The sequence below is a fragment of the Vibrio sp. Vb1729 genome, assembly GCF_033338655.1.
GTDB lineage: Bacteria > Pseudomonadota > Gammaproteobacteria > Enterobacterales > Vibrionaceae > Vibrio > Vibrio alginolyticus.
In genome coordinates, this window is sequence record NZ_JAWOTB010000011.1 from 218,675 (window position 1) to 235,587 (window position 16,913).

Consider the following 16,913-nt stretch of genomic DNA (forward strand, 5'->3'; position numbering starts at 1 on the left):
TTTAGGTCATCAGACTTTGATAATGAAATTGACTAAATGACGAACTTGAGAGAGGAATCACGAACTGATTGTGAAATGACGTGTGAATAACAAAGCCCTCACAAGGGGAGTGTGAGGGCTAGAGTTTATCGTGTGTTACTTGCTGCTAACTTTACCGAGTTTTAACCAAGTATCGATAACCGTATCTGGGTTTAGTGATACAGAGCTAATACCTTGATCCATTAGCCATTCCGCTAAGTCGTCGTGGTCTGATGGGCCTTGACCACAAATACCAACGTATTTGCCTGCTTTTGTTGCCGCATCAATCGCCATCTGAAGCATCACCTTAACCGCTGGGTTGCGCTCATCAAATAGATGTGCGACATCGCCAGAGTCACGGTCAAGACCAAGCGTTAGCTGAGTCATGTCGTTTGAGCCAATCGAGAAGCCATCAAAGTACTTCAAGAACTCATCGGCAAGGACCGCGTTGGATGGCAGTTCGCACATCATGATGACTTTAAGACCCTGATCGCCACGGCGCAGATCAAACTTCGCTAGCAAATCAATCACTGATGCTGCTTCGCTTGGTGTACGCACAAATGGGATCATGATTTCAACGTTTTTCAGACCCATTTCGTTACGAACGCGTTTGATTGCTTGAGTTTCTAGCTCGAAGCAGTCTTCAAACACTGGAGAAATGTAACGAGACGCGCCACGGAAGCCAAGCATTGGGTTTTCTTCATGCGGTTCGTATGCTTTACCGCCAACCAAGTTGCTGTATTCGTTAGACTTAAAGTCAGACATACGAACAATAACGCGTTTCGGCCAAAATGCCGCAGCAATGGTTGCGATACCTTCTGTCAGTTTGCTTACGTAGAAATCGATAGGATCTTTGTAACCACGAATACGCTGAGTGATTTCTGCTTTTAGCTCATCGCTTTGTGCATCAAAGTTAAGTAATGCTTTCGGGTGGATACCAATCATCTTATTGATGATGAATTCAAGACGAGCAAGACCAACACCTTCATTTGGAATTTGTGCGAAGTCAAACGCACGATCAGGGTTACCCACGTTCATCATCACTTTTGTTGGTAGCAGTGGCAGTTCATCAACAGAAGAGCGTTTTACATCAAATTCAAGTTCACCTTGGTAAACGTAGCCCGTTTCACCTTCAGAACAAGATACGGTCACGGTTGCACCATCGGTTAACTTGCTTGTCGCATCGCCACAGCCAACGATTGCAGGAATACCAAGCTCACGAGCGATGATGGCTGCGTGACACGTACGGCCACCACGGTTGGTTACGATTGCAGATGCTTTTTTCATCACTGGTTCCCAATCTGGGTCAGTCATGTCTGTAACTAACACGTCACCTTCTTGGACTAAAGACATTTGGTCCAGAGAGTCAACCAAGCGAACCACGCCTTTACCGATGCGCTGACCGATTGCACGACCTTCAACTAAAACATCCGCTTTGTTTTGTAGCTCGTAGCGCTCAATCACGTTTTGTTCCGTTTGTGAACATACGGTTTCAGGACGCGCTTGAACAATGTACAGTTTGCCATCAATGCCATCTTTTGCCCATTCAATGTCCATTGGACGCTGATAGTGCTTTTCGATGATCATTGCTTGCTTTGCGAGCTCTTTGATCTCGTCGTCGTTCAATGAGAACGTGTTGCGCTCTTCATCAGGAGTATCAACGATATCAACTTGTTTGCCGATTTCTTGGTTATCTGAGTAGATCATTTTGATCAACTTAGAACCAAATGTTTTCTTAACGATTGGGTGTTCGCCTGCTTCAAGCATTGGCTTGTGAACGTAGAACTCGTCAGGGTTTACTGCACCTTGAACGACCATCTCGCCTAGACCCCATGAAGAGGTGATGAAGACAACTTGGTCGAAACCCGATTCAGTGTCTAGTGTAAACATAACACCCGACGAGGCTTTATCTGAACGCACCATACGTTGGATACCCGCAGATAGCGAGATGCCACGGTGGTCGAACCCTTGGTGAACGCGGTAAGAAATCGCACGGTCGTTAAATAGAGAAGCGTAAACGTGCTTAGTTGCTTCTAGTACTGCGTCGATGCCTTTCACGTTCAAAAACGTTTCTTGCTGACCAGCAAAAGAAGCATCAGGTAGGTCTTCTGCCGTAGCAGATGAACGAACTGCGACTGAAAGCTCAGGATTGCCTTCGATCAGTTCTTGGTAATTTTCACGAATTTCTTGTTCAAGGTCCGCAGGGAAAGGGGCCTCTAATACCCATTGACGAATGTTTGCACCTGTCTTACGCAGAGCTTCTACATCTTCAACGTCTAGTTCATCGAGTAATTGGTGAATACGCTCATCCAAACCTTCGTGGTCAAGGAATTGGTTAAACGCGTATGAGGTTGTCGCAAAACCATTTGGTACAGAAACGCCTGCGTTTGCTAGGTTAGAAACCATTTCGCCAAGTGAAGCATTCTTACCGCCGACTTTGTCGACATCATCCATGGATAGGCCATTGAACCAGAGGGTGTTCTTTTGCATGTCTTTCTCCAGAAACATTGCAGCTTAGTAGGGGGACTTAAATCGATCTAAACAATCGCATGTTGGCTGTTATTACACGTTGACCATACATTGCTTCATTTAGATTGATATCAAAGGCAAACGATTACGTTCTGGCTGAAAAAAATTCAAAAGAATTTTTAAAGCTGTGGTGAACCTAACTGAAAGCCAAACTGATTTATTAATATTATGTGTACCATCCTACTCAAAAGATTTTGAAAAATTAAACAGAAATGCAAATAAATAACCAAAGTCGTGATGTATTCTATGTTTCTGACGGTACGGCGATAACATGTGAGACATTAGGGCATGTTGTTCTCGGTCAATTTCCGTTCATTCCTAACGAAAAAACCTTTCCGTTTGTAGAAAGCCAGGACAAAGCTACTGACGTAGTCAAAGAAATTGAAACTTCCTACCAGCGCAATGGCGTCAAACCTCTGGTCTTTTTCTCAATTGTCGTTCCAGAAGTACGTGAAATGCTGCTTGAAGCGCCAGCATACAGTTACGATGTGTTGGAGAGTATTGTGCAGAAAGTGCAAGACGACATTCAGATGGCACCAAAGCCTAAGTTGCAGCGTTCTCGCAGCGTGGGGAAAGATTCCGACACCTATTTTGACCGTATTGCGGCTATTGAATACACATTGGCGCATGATGATGGCATTACGCTAAAAGGGTTGGAGCAAGCTGATATTATCTTACTTGGCGTGTCGCGCAGTGGAAAAACGCCGACTAGCTTGTACATGGCGATGCAATTTGGTTTACGTGTTGTGAACTATCCGTTCATTGCGGAAGATGTGAAGATGATGCGTTTGTTGCCTGAATTTGAGATCCATCGTCATAAGTTGTTTGGGCTGACGATCGATCCCGAGCGCTTGACTGAAATCCGTGAGAATCGTTTGTCTGGAAGTGATTACGCTAGCACAGAGCAGTGCAAGCTGGAGCTAGACACTGTTGAGGCGTTGTTTAGAAGAGAGGCGATCCCATATATCAATACGTCCTCTCTGTCTGTTGAGGAAATTACTACGCGTATTCTGGAAAAAGCAGGAATGAAGCGTCGCTTGTTTGGCTAACAAGAGACGCTCATGTCGCTATGTGTAAGAGGAGGTAAGGTGTGTACCTCCTCTATCGAATGAACCTTAGACAGAATTAATAGTATTGGAACATCTTTTGGATGTCTTGATAGTTTTTGGTCTGAGTCAGTGACAGCATCAGTAAGATACGTGCTTTTTGTGGGTTCAATGTACCAGCGGCAACAAAGCCGTATTTTTCGTCATCAATTTCAGCATCCAAAGTGGTTGAGCCGCTAGGCGTTCGGGAGCTTCTTACAACAACAACGCCATCTTTACTCGCTTTCTCTAGCTCATCAAACACAGTGTGGTACAAGTTACCATTACCGACACCAGCACTTACGATGCCGTCAAACTTCGCATCCACAAAGGCTTTCACTGGCAAATTGGAGGCATTTGCATAGTTATAAACAATACCGACCTTAGGCAACTTAGTAAGCTTTGATACATCGAATGGGGTTTCTGTCGTATGTTTACGCTCTGGGCTTCGTTGATATTTGGCATCGCTATTATGAATGTAGCCGATAGCACCAAAGTTGGGTGACTGGAAAGTGCTGACGGAGGTTGTATTGGTTTTTGTCACATCTCGCGCATCGAAAATCGTGTCATTCATTGCGACTAGCACGCCACGTCCTTCTGAATCTTCATCGGTGGCTGTTACGACTGCATTGTATAAGTTGACTGGTCCATCAGCACTCATTGCGGTGGAAGGACGCATTGCACCAACGATCACGACAGGCTTTTTGCTCTTGACGGTCAGAGCAAGGAAGTAAGCGGTTTCCTCTAACGTATCCGTACCATGAGTAATGACGATGCCGTCAACATCATCTTGAGCGAGTAGCTCATTAACTCTTTTCGATAATTTTAGCCACACTTCATCATTCATATCTTGTGAACCGATACTGACCACTTGCTCTCCAGAAATATCGGCAATGTTGGTCATACTCGGCACCGCAGAAATCAATGATTCAACGCCGACTTTACCTGCTGTGTAGTTTGACTCGGTTGCAGATTGACCTGCGCCTGCTATGGTGCCGCCAGTGGCAAGAATTTTAATGTTCGGAAGATCGGATTGCGCGAAAGACAAAGAACTAAGGCACAAACCAAGGGTTATCGTACTGAGGCGGAAAAGATTTTTCGTCATGGGAATCACCTGCTGTTAGGTTGGATGTTGGGGAACTCATCTATCCTAAAAACAGTGGGTTAGATTTTTTGAGTACTAGTTCAACAAATTGCAGATGAAGATCGTGATCAACTAATCACTTAAAGAATATTAAATCAACCAGTTAACCTAATTGGCGTGCTTCTTTAACAAGTGAGATGTGCTAGTAACGTGCACAACGTGTTAAGTCCTATAATTTATTGATTTATAAATAAAGGAGGTAGGAGTCTCGTGATGAGGTTATTAAACATGAATTTAGCCGTGCAATTTTCCAAAGTTTACAGTGTAAAAAAAAAGCGGCTTTACCCCGGAACAGATAAAAGCCGCTTGCCAATGATGTGTTAATTCACATCTTATCGCATAATCATTTGTTCACGACCAGGACCCACAGACACCATTTTTACTGGTACGCCCATGAGTTCCTCAATGCGTAGAACGTATTTCTGTGCTGCTACTGGAAGCTCTTCAAACTTACGACAACCAGTGATGTCCTCGCTCCAGCTTTCCATCTTCTCGTAGATTGGCGCAAGAGAGGCAGTTTGAGGCCAGATTGGGTTTTCGCTGTGGTCGCCTTCGTAGCCAACACAGATTTTCAGATCGTTAAGGCCAGTCAAACAGTCTACTTTCGTTAGTGCAATTTCAGTTGCGGCTTGCAGTTCAACGCCATTTTTCGTAGCGACTGCGTCGAAGTAGCCCATGTCGCGTGGACGACCCGTAGTTGCACCGAACTCGCCAGCAAGTTCGCGGAAAGCGTCTTGCTCTTCCATTGCAGTGATCAACGTACCAGTACCCACTGATGAGCTGAAGGCTTTTGCAACCGCAATAACGCGTTCAGGACGAAGTGCCGGAAGGCCACTACCGATACCCGCGTACATTGATACAACGTTAGAAGATGTTGTCCAAGGGTACTCACCGTAAACAAGGTCACGACCCGCGCCAAGCTGCGCTTCGAACAATAGAGTTTTGTCTTTCGCTTGTAGTTCTTTTAGAGGAAGCGTTACGTTGCAAATTGAATCGCGCCAAGGTGCAGAGACTTCTAGCAGCCAGTTCGCCAGTTCTTCAGCGGTTTGTTCAAACTCGAACGTCGGGTAAAGTGCACGCAGTTGCGGCAGTTTCCAATCCATCATGAATTGAAGGCGTTCAACCAATACTTCTGGTTGCTTCAACCAACCAACTAGGATGCCTTTCTTCATTACGCGATCACCGTACGCAGGTGCAATACCTTGGCGAGTTGAACCGTATGCTTTGTCGCCTAAACGTTGTTCTTCTAGCGTATCTTCTAGTGCGTGTAGAGGTAGACACAGTGTTGCGCGATCAGAGATGCACATATTCACTTTTACGCCCGCTTCTTCAACTTCCGCAATCTCCTGAGACAGCAACGCAGGGCTGATAACCATACCCGGACCTAACACTGCCAAACAGTCTGGGTTGAATACGCCACTTGGTAGCTGGTGCAGCTTAAACGTACCTAGATCGTTAACCACGGTGTGACCCGCGTTGTTACCACCTTGGAAACGAATGCTCGCAGAAGCTTGCTCTGCCAAAAAGTCAACGATGCGGCCTTTGCCTTCATCACCCCAGTTTGCACCCACAACAACGATAGACGACATAATTTAATCTCCAAAAACAGATGCAAAAATCTTAAGACGTTCGCCATAATAAGAGAAATTAATTATACTCATTAACTTGATAAGAATCTCATATCGGAATTGGCAATGTTAGATTTGAACTGGCTGCGAACCTTCGTAACTCTTGCAGAGGTAAAACACTTTGGTAAAACAGCGACGGAACTGCACATGACGCAGCCGAACGTAAGTTTGCATATCAAGCAGTTGGAGCAAGCCACGCGCACGAAATTGATTGAGCGAAATCCCGTGCAGTTGACGCAAGCGGGGAAGCGTTTGTTAGCTACTGCGCAGCGGATGCTCAATGAGCTGCAAATTTGTCAGTCAGATCTCAATGCCATCAACGATCTTACGCAGGGGACGCTTTCTATTGCGGCGAGCGATATTGTTTCACGTTTACTGCTTATCAAACCATTTCAGCAATTCAAAAGTGAATATCCGGGGATCGACTTGGCATTGTTCAACACCACATCTTCTCAAGCGGTGGATTTGGTGAAAAGTGCGCGTGCCGATATCGGCTTTGTTATCGCACAAAAAGAGAGTCAACCGCTGCATTTTACGCCTCTCACGCAAATTCACTGGTGTGCGTTTGGCGATAACATTTTTGAGTGGCAAGACAATCGAAAAGAGAGCCAGACGCTGATTCTACTAGGGCACGATACTCGAACCCGAGAGCTGATTGATGCGTCTTTACCTGAGCTAAATCTGCCTAAGCATCGCGTGATGGAAGTGGGCAGTGTGGAAGCACAAATCGACTGGGCGGAAGCGGGATTTGGGACTGCTATTGTGCCGGATTTCTCGCTCGATCCGAGATTAAAGCTTTCTCGTGAAGTTACGCCTTTGCCAAGTTTTCCAAACACTGATTTCGGCTACATCGTGCGTCAAAATCAGGTGTTGTCCAAAGCGGCAAAACAGTTGTTGGCTTGGGTTGGCGAGAATGTGTCGGTGGTTGAGGGCTAAGGCGATGAAAGAAAAAGCCATGAAAGAAACGAAGATTACGATTTCGCTCCCATCCTTGATTCACCGTATTGGGGGTGACCATGCCAAGCGAGCGAAAACACTCGCAGCAGAAAAACAGTGCGATCTTAAGAGAATTAGACGATCTCGTCACTGGCAAATCTCAGGCGAGGCTTTGGATGTAAAAGCGTTTTTAGAGCATCTAAAAAACGAAGAAGCAGAGACGATGCGATTTGCGATCAACAAGATCGAACAAGCTCTACTTGCTCACCAAGACAAATTGGAACCTTTGGACGTGAAGTTGATACGTTTGGTGAGACAAAACCCAAACATCACCTTAGCGGAGCTGATGGCTGAAACGAACTGCACGTTAGTTCAAGCTCGCACGGCACGATTTGATGCTGAGTTGCTTTAAGATCGGTTTGTGGTTTACTCACTTTATTAACAGATGTTAGGGTACCGATCAAAATCACTCACTAAGACCATTTTATTATGGATATTTGGCAGCTTCTCCTTTTTATTCCTGCTTGCTTTGCTCTCAATATGGCTCCTGGCCCAAACAATTTATTGGCAATGAATAATGCGCGTTGTTACGGCTTTAGGGCCGCGTTTACGGCCAGTTTAGGCAGAATTGCTGCTTTTTCAGCGATGATTGCGTTGTCTGCATCAGGTCTGGCTGTGATTTTGTATACGTCAGAAATGCTATTTTTGGCAATAAAGTTGGTAGGGGCGCTGTATCTACTATGGATTGCGTTCAACCTTTGGCGCTCAGAGTCCAGCCCGATCTCTGACTTGGACAATTCGCGCAACTACGCAGGACTGGCGAAACAAGAATTTACGCTCGCTGCTGGCAACCCGAAAGCGATTCTTATTTTTACTGCATTCTTGCCGCAATTTGTTGATGCCAATGCCAACGTTCAAGAGCAGTTTTTTGCCCTTGGCTCGACGTTTTTGATATTAGAAATGGTCGCCATTTCAATCTATGCCATCTTTGGTTTGTACTTGAGACACTGGTTTTCAAATCCAAAAATGGCGAAACGTTTCAATCGCGGATGTTCGTTGTTTTTAGCTGCATCAGGTGCGAATTTGCTTCTAAGTAAGCAATAACAAAACATCATCTCTGTAGATTATTTTTCTATAAAAAAAGCCGCTGATGTTACATTAGCGGCTCTTTTCGTTGATGTATCGATTAATTTATTGTTACCACATCAAATCGTCAGGCACGACGAAATCTGCGTATGGATCGTCTTCTGCTGGAATGTCCGATTCAGGTTCTTTTTGTTCGATGATTACGGACTCATCACGTTGAGTAATTTTATTCGCTACTCCACGTGGAATGACAACATAGCTTTCACCAACAATTGCGATTGCCAAAATACCTTTGATCAACTGCTCGCGGATAAGTGAATCTACATAAAGTGATTTCACTAGCGTACCGTGAGTGAAGTTGTATTTGATGTCGCCATCTTTTAAGTCGATCTTGTTCATCTCAATCAATTGATTGATCTGCGCTTTGATCTCTTTATTTAATCGCTCAGCATTTTGTTGCTCGCTCAATTGTTTATCACGCTCTAACTGTTGGCGTTTATTCTCTTCAACCGCCGCTTTTACTTCGCGTGCTTGAACGCGTGATTTTTTAGAGCCTTTCTTCGCTTTCTTTAGTTTCTTTTCATTAACTAAGCCAGCTTTCAGCATTTGTTCTTGAAGGGTAAGTTTTGCCATGTTTTATCCAGTTAGTGCGCAATTTTGGGCATTTTACCCACTATTGCCACTTGTAGTAAATAATAGTGCTTTCTATGGGTCTAAAATGTTTGGTTGGCTTGTTATCTCTTTAATGGAAAGTGCAAAGCGGGCCTTCTCCAAAGCCCGCGAGCATTACTGAAATCTAGGTGGGTTATGGTTGCCACTGTTTAGATGTGACGAGGTTATCCATCACTTTGTTTACCGCTTGATGCGCTTTGTCGACAATGGTGTCTATATCGTTACGGTTCGCGATAAGCGGTGGAGCAAATCCGAGGATGTCACCATGTGGCATGGCGCGAGCGATTAAGCCTTGCTCTAAACAGGCCGCCGCGATTTGCGGGCCTACTTTCAAGTTTGGATCAAAGTGTGCACGGCGGAGCTTGTCTGAAGAAAACTCCAACGCATGCAACAAGCCAACGCCACGAGTATCACCGACCAATGGATGATCGTTAAACGTCTCCGCCATGCGTTGCTGCAAGTAAGCGCCGACTTCGGCTGCGTTTTGCACCAGGCCTTCACGTTCAATGATATCGAGGTTGCAGTTCGCGGCTGCCGCTCCCATTGGGTGACCAGAGTAGGTATAACCGTGTCCGATAGCACCCCATTGGTCGGTGCCGTTTTCTAGCACACTCCAAACTCGTTCACCGGCGATCACGCCAGACAGCGGTTGATACGCTGAGGTTAACCCTTTCGCTACCGTGATGAGATCTGGTTTCATGTCGTAGTGGAGTGAGCCAAAATCGGAGCCGAGGCGACCAAAGCCACACACCACTTCATCCGCAATCAAGAGTACATCGTATTTGTCGAGTACTTTGCGAATCGCCTGCCAGTACCCTGCTGGTGGTGGCACAATACCGCCAGTACCGAGCACTGGTTCCGCAATCATTGCTGCTACCGTTTCTGGGCCTTCTTCCAAGATCATCGCTTCGAGTTGATCTGCGCAATATTGAGAGAATTCAAGCTCAGACATACTCTCGTCTTCACGGCGATAATAATATGGCGCGATGGTGTGTTTGATACGCTCAAGTGGTAAATCAAAATGGGCGTGGAACAACGGTAAACCTGTCATTGAACCGGACGCGATACTTGAACCATGGTAGCCGCGGTCACGCGAAATGATTTTTTTCTTCTCTGGTAGACCACGAGCATTGTTGTAATACCACACCAACTTAAGTTGAGTTTCGTTCGCGTCGCTGCCTGACATGCCGTAGTAAACTTTGCTCATGCCTTCAGGCGCCATTTTGATGATGCGATCTGACAGTGTCACGAGCGCTTCGTTCGTATGACCGACGTAAGTGTGGTAGTACGCCAGTTCTTTGGCTTGCTCATAAATCGCATCGGCCATTTCGGTCCTGCCATAGCCAATGTTTACACAATACAACCCGGCAAAGCCGTCTATCAGCTCGATGCCTTCTGAATCGGTGATGCGTATTCCGCTTCCGCTCGAGATAATTCTTCCCGGAAGCTCCCCGGCCGCATACTGCTTCAGGTGGGTTGAGGCATGAAATACTCTCTGACGATCGATCTCTAAAAGTTGTTGGGTTTTGTTACTCATGATCCTTCTCCTCGAATAATTGGATATCCATATTTCGTGCCTCAACTGCCACTGACGGTTGGTAAAGCGCCTAAGCAGCAGTATTTGATTTCGCTGTATTCTTCAAATCCGTGACGGCTTCCTTCTCGTCCAAGACCAGACTGTTTCACGCCGCCGAATGGGATAGGGTGCCCTGTCATTTTGACGGAGTTCACGCTCACCATGCCAAACTCCAAACCGCGCATGCAGTGCCAAATTTGGTGAATATCGTGACCATAAACATAGGCAGCTAAGCCGTACTCAGTGTCGTTGCTCATTTCAATCACGGTATCTAAGTCTTGGTAAGGCAATACGCCTGCCACAGGACAAAAATTCTCTTCGCGATACACCGCCATTTCAGAGGTTACATCGGCTAGCAATGTCGGCGCGAAGAAGTTTTCGCCTGGTACGGGCTGGTGGTATCCCGCTACCAATCGCGCGCCTTTGTCGAGCGCGTCACGCACCAAATCATGCGCTTTATCCACCGCAGTGCGATTAATAAGCGGTCCCATGGTGGTTTTTTCGTCTAAGCCATTGCCCAAAACGATGTGGCTCATTTCTTTGGCAAACGCTTCCAAAAACGCTTCGTACTTATCGTCAGGGACGAAAATACGGTTTGCGGCCAAGCAGTCTTGTCCTGCGGTTTGAAACTTCGCATCCACGGCGGCTTTGGCTGCTTGCTCGACATCCATATCTGGCAGCACGATGAAAGGGGCGTTACCACCGAGCTCCATACTGCACTTCTTCACGGTTTGTGCCGCGTCGCGTAGCAATAGTTTGCCTACTCGAGTTGAGCCTGTGAACGAGAGCGCTTTGACTTTATCGGAGTGACACAAGGCTTGTGACACCATCACCGCATCGCCAGTGATCACGTTAAAGACACCAGGTGGAAAGCCAGCTCGGTCTGCTAACTCTGCCAACGCTAATGCAGAAAAAGGCGTTTCACTGGCGGGCTTAATGAGCACCGGACAGCCTATTGCTAGTGCGGCAGCGGCTTTGCGTGTGATCATGGCATTAGGAAAGTTCCATGGCGTAATCAGTGCTGCGACACCAATTGGCTCGCGCACCGTTGATAGCTGCGCATTCGGAATATGACTTGGGATGGTTTCGCCATAACAGCGGCGTGCTTCTTCGGCAAACCAACGAACAAAGGATGCGCCGTAGTCAATCTCACCTACAGCATCACCTAGTGTTTTTCCTTGCTCCATCACCATCAAATGAGCAAGGTCTTGCTTTGATTCTAGAATCAGGTCGTGCCAACGCATGAGAATTTCAGCGCGCTCTTCTGCTTGCATTTTTCGCCATTGACAAAAGGCTTGGTCGGCTTCATCAATCGCTTGATAGAGTTGTTGCTGAGATAGCTTAGTGATGTAACCGATGACCGTGCCATCTGCTGGATTATCCACCGGATGAAATTGATCACCACTTACCCATTTGCCATTCACGTACGCTAAACCTCTCACCAAACGTACGTCTTTCATTATCGCCATCATGTCGTGTGAGGCTTTTAATTCTTCAGTGTGTAAGCTGTGCAGTGCTGCCATGAGTCCTTCTCCCAGCATCGTTGTCCATAATGAAACTGTAATGGAGAAGTGACCGAAATAATTTCTGATACCGAGGTTTAAAACGTCAGAACTTTCTTTTTAGTGCAGTTAAATATGGTGTTTTTTCTGTTCACGCCTGATACGCATTTTCCCTTTTATAACAAAGCGTTTTGGTTTACTTCGAATGTGCCCGCATCACGTTTGATTGTTTTTGTCACAATGTAAGTAAAGTAGCGCTCAATGCCCACATCCGAGTCTAACCAGTTGTCGATAAGCCGCTGATATTGGTCGATATCTTCTGACTGAATTTTAAGGATGTAATCGATACCACCGCCCGTGGCATAGCAATCAGTGACTTCTGGTGAATGTTGAACCAGTTGCTCGAAGCGTTTGAACGCTTGGGCGTTGTGTTCTTTGAGCGTAACTTCAACCATAACCGACGTTCGTTTGAACAAAATATCGGTATTTACTTTTGCTCCGTAACCTTCAATGATGCCTGCTTCTTCCAGTTTTTTGACGCGCTCCCAGCAAGGGCTCACGGATAGGTTGATGGCCTCGGCAAGGTGAGATTTGGTGATACGACCATTATCATGAAGTATTTGTAGAATTTTTACGTCGTAGCGATCGAGGCGCATTATGAGTCTCCCTGTTGAATACTAATCATTTCATAAAGGCTGATGACTGGTCGCTGTTATAAGGTGCTTTCCAGTTTGCTTCTAGTATGCCATTTGTTTTGATTTCTTTAGTTGGCTTTTCAATCAGCCTATCTCGCCGCAGTCTTCGGCTATAACTGCGATAGTGTCACCGATATTCACCATAGCAGGAAAACGACGTGCCGCGAAAATACCATTGCGCTGTGACTTGTACTCAACGGGGGCGGTACCTGTGCGCTCGGTCGAGAAGATTCTCACTAATACATCTCCCTTTTTGACGGTATCGCCAAGATCAAATAAGTATTCTGTGATGCCGTGGTGCTGGCTTTGCACATAACAACTTGCATCAGGCATATCTAATAACTTAGTTGGTTGGGTTGGTTGTTCGTAGTCACCGGGCAAGTTGCCTGAGAAGCGCAAGAAGTTGCGAATGCCACGGTCGGAACAAGCGATGGTTTCTGGAGTGCTGGTTCCGCCTCCTCTTAGTTCGGTGGTAACAAAGATTTTTCCCTGAGACTCCACGGCAGTGTCATACAGGCTGGTGGCGTCCATTTCGAGCAAGATCATGGTGTAAGGTGCGCCAAACAGTTTTGCACCTAATATGCAGGCTTCTTCTTGATCGAGATTGTCGAGACGATGGGCAGCGGCGAACGGCACGATATCTAACGTTTTACCACCTGAGTGAATGTCTAACGCAAAATCGCACTTAGGAACTAGGTAACGAGTAAAATAATCCGCAATTTTCTCGGTCACTGTGCCTATGGGGTTGCCGGGAAAGCTGCGATTTAAATTCCCTTTATCGATAAACGACGTACGTGAGGCATTTTGTACCGCAGGTAAGTTCATCATGGGTACAATAATGACACGACCTTGGATTTGATCTGCCTGAAGCGAGTTCGTCAATTTTAGCAGGCTGGTGATGCCTTCGTATTCGTCTCCGTGATTACCGCCAGTAAGCAGTGCGGTTGGTCCGTGACCATTTTTGATCACGGTGATAGGTATCATAATACTGCCCCAAGCGGAGTCGTCATGTGAATAGGGCAGCGTTAAAAAGCCGTGCTGTACACCTTCTCGGTCAAAGTCTATGGTGGCTGTGATCGAGCTTTTTTGCATATCAAGTCCTTTTAGTTCTCAGATCTAGCTCAACAGAGCTTGAGGTTTGAAAAATTAGTGTTTAACAAATAAGTGGCGTGGAAAGTCACACAGCGTTTTTGCTCCATCATGGGTAATGACGATACTTTCCGTTGTTTCTAACCCCCAATCTTTGAACCACAGTCCCGGCATAAAATGGAATGTCATGCCTTCTCTCAAGATGGTTTTATCGGTGTCTCGCAAACTCATGGTTCGTTCCCCCCAATCTGGCGGGTAGCTCAAACCTATTGGATAGCCACAACGGGCGCCTTCGCGTGAGAATCCCGCTTTATCGAGAACCTGGTTTAGTGCATTGGCGATGTCGGCGCAGGTATTTCCGGGCTTTGCCACTTTTAGGCCTGCTTCAAGTCCTAAAGTTAGGGCTTCGTCGGCTCGTTTGAACTTGTCGTCAGGCTCGCCAAGAAAAATAGTGCGTGAGAGTGGGCAATGGTAACGGCGGTGCGCCCCTGCGATTTCAAAAAACGTCCCTTCGCCTTTCTTGAAGGGTCTGTCATCCCAAGTCAGGTGAGGTGCGGAAGCATCAGAACCTGATGGCAAAAGCGGCACAATCGCGGTGTAATCGCCAAAGTGGTCTTCATGCCCGAGCACGGCTTGGCGGTTAATCTCGGCAACAAGGTGGTGTTTCGGTAATCCTGGTTCAATCATGTCGAACGCGACGCGGTGCATATTTTCAACAATGCGAGCGGCACGGTACATGTACGCCAGTTCTTGATCGGATTTAACGGCGCGGCACCAGTTGACTAGTCCAGTTGCATCGAGAAGTTGAGCATTCGGTAGGTGCGTAGTGAGTGATTCGTAAGCGGTGGCGCTAAAGTAATAGTTATCTTTTTCTACACCGATACGACCACGATCCCAAAGGCGCGGAGCCAGTACGGCTTCGACCAGGAAATCCATCGGGTGTAGCGGCGGATTCATTACATAATGGTCTGGATAGTAGGTGATGTTTTCTGCCGACATATACGCAGTCCTGTATGCTCCGTTGGCATCTTGGCAGCGTCCAAACCAAACTGGCTCATCAGATGGACCAACAACGACACATTGTGGCACGTAAAAAGACCACCCATCATAGCCTGTCAGCCACGCCATGTTAGAAGGGTCATGAATGATAAGGACATCCAATTCTCTTTCTTCCATCGATTGCCGAACTTTCGTTAACCGATCCTGGAACTCATCCAGTGTAAAATGCAAAGCAACGCCTCTCATATTTTCTCCTTGTTAGAAATCCGACGCCTTATGGGCCTTCGGAGACGCTGAGGTATTTCTACCTTCTACCAGCTAGCCAGATCTGCGTTAAAAATGATTGCAATTTACCTCTGGGGTTGTATTTGGATTAAACGATGCTGTTTAACATGTTTGTTTAACCCATACATTTCATGTCAATCATTACAATTGTGGTTTATTTTTGTGCATTTCACCTCGTTTTGTGAGTTAAAGTTCGCCATTTGTTAAATGGAAGTTACAATGAGCATTAAAAATGAATCAATTAAAATATTGTGTCATGACAATTTCTTTGAACCCGATCATTCGGCCAGGCACCGCTAAATACATCTCCATTGGTAACTATCTTGTCGAATGTGTCCGCAGTGGTTATCTAAAACCGGGGACTCGATTACCCACACATCGTGAGTTTGCAGAACAAATTGGCGTCAGCGTACAAACGGTGAGCCATGCATATGGTTATGCAGAGAAAAAAGGGGCGATCGAGTCTTGGGTTGGGAATGGTACTTTTGTCAAATCAGGTTTTGTGGATGAAAGTACGGACACGGAGTTCATGCTGACACAAGAGATGAAAGAAACGCCGGATGAAATTGATATGTCGATTGCACATCCAGTGGTGACCGATCGCCACATTACGCTTTTTAATCAGGCGTTAATGGAGATTGCTGGGCAAACAAACAATCGTGGTTTGATCAGTAAAGCAAAGCCGGTAACAGGTCAGCCTCATCATATTGAGTCAGGAGCACGATTTCTAAGTAGCCAAGGGCTGGATGTGGGTGCCGATCAAATATTACTCACAAATGGGGCATGCCATGGTTTAACGTTGGCTTTAAGCACAGTTGTTGAACACGGTGATTTAGTTGCTTGTGGTCACTTGGTTGATCATGGCTTGATCTCTCGCTCGAGAATGCTTGGATTTAAGTTGCAACCACTTGAAATGGATGAGTTTGGTATAACGCCGGATGCATTTGAATGGGCATGTAAACACAAACCAATCAAGGTATTGTGTTGCACACCTAGCATGGCTAACCCGACTAGTGCGCATATGGATCTTGCACGCCGAGAGGCGATAGCGAATATTGCGCAGCAATACGACATCTATGTAATTGAAGATGACGTGTATGGAGCACTAGAACCTAACCGTGTCCCACCCCTTGCCACATTGTTACCCGAACAAGCTTTCTATGTAACCAGTTTAACCAAAGTTGTAGCGCCAGGCATGCGCACTGGCTATCTGACGGTCCCACGTCATTTTTTGCAGCACGCGATTGGTCGTTTAGCCGCAACGAGTTGGTCTGCGACTCCATTACCATTTGAAGTTGCTCATTTGTGGATCGAGAACGGTACGTTAAATCGACTTATTCGCTTTCAAGTCAATGAGTTTGCTAAGCGACAACGAATAGCAAAAGCCGCTTTAGAAGGGCATGTTTATAGCTCGCACCCGAATGGACAGCACATTTGGTTGAGACTACCCGAGCAGTGGAATAGCGATGACCTGGTTGCTTCGGCAAAGCGTTCAGGGGTGCAGATCACGGGATATAAACCGTTTGTTCTCGATACAAATCAGCCAATGCCTTACGTGCGAATCAGCTTGGGAGCAGAAACAAACCGAGGCTACATCAAACACGGGTTATCTGTGATTGCTGAAATTCTCGATACCAACCCTCCCACCTCACACTTTTTGGTTTGAACG

14 protein-coding genes are annotated in these 16,913 nt (G+C 46.2%); 5 read left to right on the plus strand and 9 right to left on the minus strand.

Features of this window, described 5'->3' with window-relative positions; genetic code table 11:
• Positions 1–135: 135 nt before the first annotated feature.
• Complete coding sequence (gene ppsA / locus R7E29_RS05885) at positions 136–2,508, minus strand: phosphoenolpyruvate synthase (RefSeq protein WP_047102763.1); 2,373 nt, start codon at positions 2,506–2,508, stop codon at positions 136–138.
• Positions 2,509–2,759: 251 nt separating this feature from the next.
• Here ppsA and R7E29_RS05890 point away from each other — a divergent pair, with 251 nt between their 5' ends.
• A complete protein-coding gene (locus R7E29_RS05890) occupies positions 2,760–3,596 on the plus strand; it encodes a pyruvate, water dikinase regulatory protein (protein ID WP_005373820.1) in 837 nt (278 codons plus the stop codon).
• A 76-nt stretch (positions 3,597–3,672) separates the two neighbouring features.
• On the opposite strand, the gene ansB is transcribed toward R7E29_RS05890, so the two are convergent.
• Positions 3,673–4,737 (minus strand): L-asparaginase 2, encoded by a 1,065-nt coding sequence (ansB, locus tag R7E29_RS05895; RefSeq protein WP_054576153.1) that lies wholly within the window; start codon positions 4,735–4,737, stop codon positions 3,673–3,675.
• 371 nt (positions 4,738–5,108) lie between these two features.
• The gene (locus tag R7E29_RS05900; protein WP_005373814.1) at positions 5,109–6,365 is read right to left on the minus strand and encodes an adenylosuccinate synthase; all 1,257 of its coding nucleotides are present in this window, start codon (positions 6,363–6,365) and stop codon (positions 5,109–5,111) included.
• A 105-nt stretch (positions 6,366–6,470) separates the two neighbouring features.
• Between R7E29_RS05900 and R7E29_RS05905 the strand changes: the two genes are divergently transcribed.
• From R7E29_RS05905 to R7E29_RS05915, 3 genes are all read left to right on the plus strand, one after another.
• Positions 6,471–7,340: a LysR family transcriptional regulator gene (locus R7E29_RS05905; protein WP_005373812.1), complete on the plus strand. Its 870-nt coding sequence runs from the start codon at positions 6,471–6,473 to the stop codon at positions 7,338–7,340.
• Positions 7,341–7,359: 19 nt separating this feature from the next.
• Positions 7,360–7,752 (plus strand): ribosome recycling factor family protein, encoded by a 393-nt coding sequence (locus R7E29_RS05910; protein ID WP_017819813.1) that lies wholly within the window; start codon positions 7,360–7,362, stop codon positions 7,750–7,752.
• A gap of 77 nt (positions 7,753–7,829) precedes the next feature.
• On the plus strand, positions 7,830–8,444 hold the full coding sequence (locus tag R7E29_RS05915; protein WP_017633575.1) for a LysE family translocator: 615 nt from the start codon (positions 7,830–7,832) through the stop codon (positions 8,442–8,444).
• Positions 8,445–8,537: 93 nt separating this feature from the next.
• Here the strand turns inward: R7E29_RS05915 and R7E29_RS05920 are convergent, their stop codons facing one another.
• The 6 genes from R7E29_RS05920 to doeA form a co-directional block, all read right to left on the minus strand.
• Positions 8,538–9,059, minus strand: coding sequence for a DUF2058 domain-containing protein (locus R7E29_RS05920; protein WP_054574550.1), 522 nt, complete (start codon positions 9,057–9,059; stop codon positions 8,538–8,540).
• A gap of 172 nt (positions 9,060–9,231) precedes the next feature.
• Positions 9,232–10,635 carry an aspartate aminotransferase family protein gene (locus R7E29_RS05925; RefSeq protein WP_054576152.1) on the minus strand — a complete coding sequence of 468 codons (1,404 nt, stop codon included), beginning with the start codon at positions 10,633–10,635 and terminating at the stop codon, positions 9,232–9,234.
• 41 nt (positions 10,636–10,676) lie between these two features.
• Complete coding sequence (locus R7E29_RS05930) at positions 10,677–12,197, minus strand: NAD-dependent succinate-semialdehyde dehydrogenase (RefSeq protein ID WP_213906699.1); 1,521 nt, start codon at positions 12,195–12,197, stop codon at positions 10,677–10,679.
• Between the two features lie 155 nt (positions 12,198–12,352).
• Entirely contained in the window at positions 12,353–12,832 is a 480-nt protein-coding gene (locus tag R7E29_RS05935) for an Lrp/AsnC family transcriptional regulator (protein WP_005387046.1), read from the minus strand.
• Positions 12,833–12,955: 123 nt separating this feature from the next.
• Positions 12,956–13,963 (minus strand): N(2)-acetyl-L-2,4-diaminobutanoate deacetylase DoeB, encoded by a 1,008-nt coding sequence (doeB, locus tag R7E29_RS05940; RefSeq protein ID WP_017819818.1) that lies wholly within the window; start codon positions 13,961–13,963, stop codon positions 12,956–12,958.
• Between the two features lie 54 nt (positions 13,964–14,017).
• Positions 14,018–15,205 carry an ectoine hydrolase DoeA gene (gene doeA, locus R7E29_RS05945; RefSeq protein WP_005373780.1) on the minus strand — a complete coding sequence of 396 codons (1,188 nt, stop codon included), beginning with the start codon at positions 15,203–15,205 and terminating at the stop codon, positions 14,018–14,020.
• A 271-nt stretch (positions 15,206–15,476) separates the two neighbouring features.
• On the opposite strand from doeA, the gene R7E29_RS05950 reads away from it, so the two are divergent.
• Positions 15,477–16,910: a PLP-dependent aminotransferase family protein gene (locus R7E29_RS05950; protein ID WP_080996812.1), complete on the plus strand. Its 1,434-nt coding sequence runs from the start codon at positions 15,477–15,479 to the stop codon at positions 16,908–16,910.
• Positions 16,911–16,913 lie beyond the last annotated feature (3 nt).

Coding starts and splice junctions, on each gene's coding strand:
- ppsA (WP_047102763.1), bottom strand. CDS start 2,508: ATGCAAAAGAACACCCTCTGGTTCAATGGCCTATCCATGGATGATGTC.
- R7E29_RS05890 (WP_005373820.1), top strand. CDS start 2,760: ATGCAAATAAATAACCAAAGTCGTGATGTATTCTATGTTTCTGACGGT.
- ansB (WP_054576153.1), bottom strand. CDS start 4,737: ATGACGAAAAATCTTTTCCGCCTCAGTACGATAACCCTTGGTTTGTGC.
- R7E29_RS05900 (WP_005373814.1), bottom strand. CDS start 6,365: ATGTCGTCTATCGTTGTTGTGGGTGCAAACTGGGGTGATGAAGGCAAA.
- R7E29_RS05905 (WP_005373812.1), top strand. CDS start 6,471: ATGTTAGATTTGAACTGGCTGCGAACCTTCGTAACTCTTGCAGAGGTA.
- R7E29_RS05910 (WP_017819813.1), top strand. CDS start 7,360: ATGAAAGAAACGAAGATTACGATTTCGCTCCCATCCTTGATTCACCGT.
- R7E29_RS05915 (WP_017633575.1), top strand. CDS start 7,830: ATGGATATTTGGCAGCTTCTCCTTTTTATTCCTGCTTGCTTTGCTCTC.
- R7E29_RS05920 (WP_054574550.1), bottom strand. CDS start 9,059: ATGGCAAAACTTACCCTTCAAGAACAAATGCTGAAAGCTGGCTTAGTT.
- R7E29_RS05925 (WP_054576152.1), bottom strand. CDS start 10,635: ATGAGTAACAAAACCCAACAACTTTTAGAGATCGATCGTCAGAGAGTA.
- R7E29_RS05930 (WP_213906699.1), bottom strand. CDS start 12,197: ATGGCAGCACTGCACAGCTTACACACTGAAGAATTAAAAGCCTCACAC.
- R7E29_RS05935 (WP_005387046.1), bottom strand. CDS start 12,832: ATGCGCCTCGATCGCTACGACGTAAAAATTCTACAAATACTTCATGAT.
- doeB (WP_017819818.1), bottom strand. CDS start 13,963: ATGCAAAAAAGCTCGATCACAGCCACCATAGACTTTGACCGAGAAGGT.
- doeA (WP_005373780.1), bottom strand. CDS start 15,205: ATGAGAGGCGTTGCTTTGCATTTTACACTGGATGAGTTCCAGGATCGG.
- R7E29_RS05950 (WP_080996812.1), top strand. CDS start 15,477: ATGAATCAATTAAAATATTGTGTCATGACAATTTCTTTGAACCCGATC.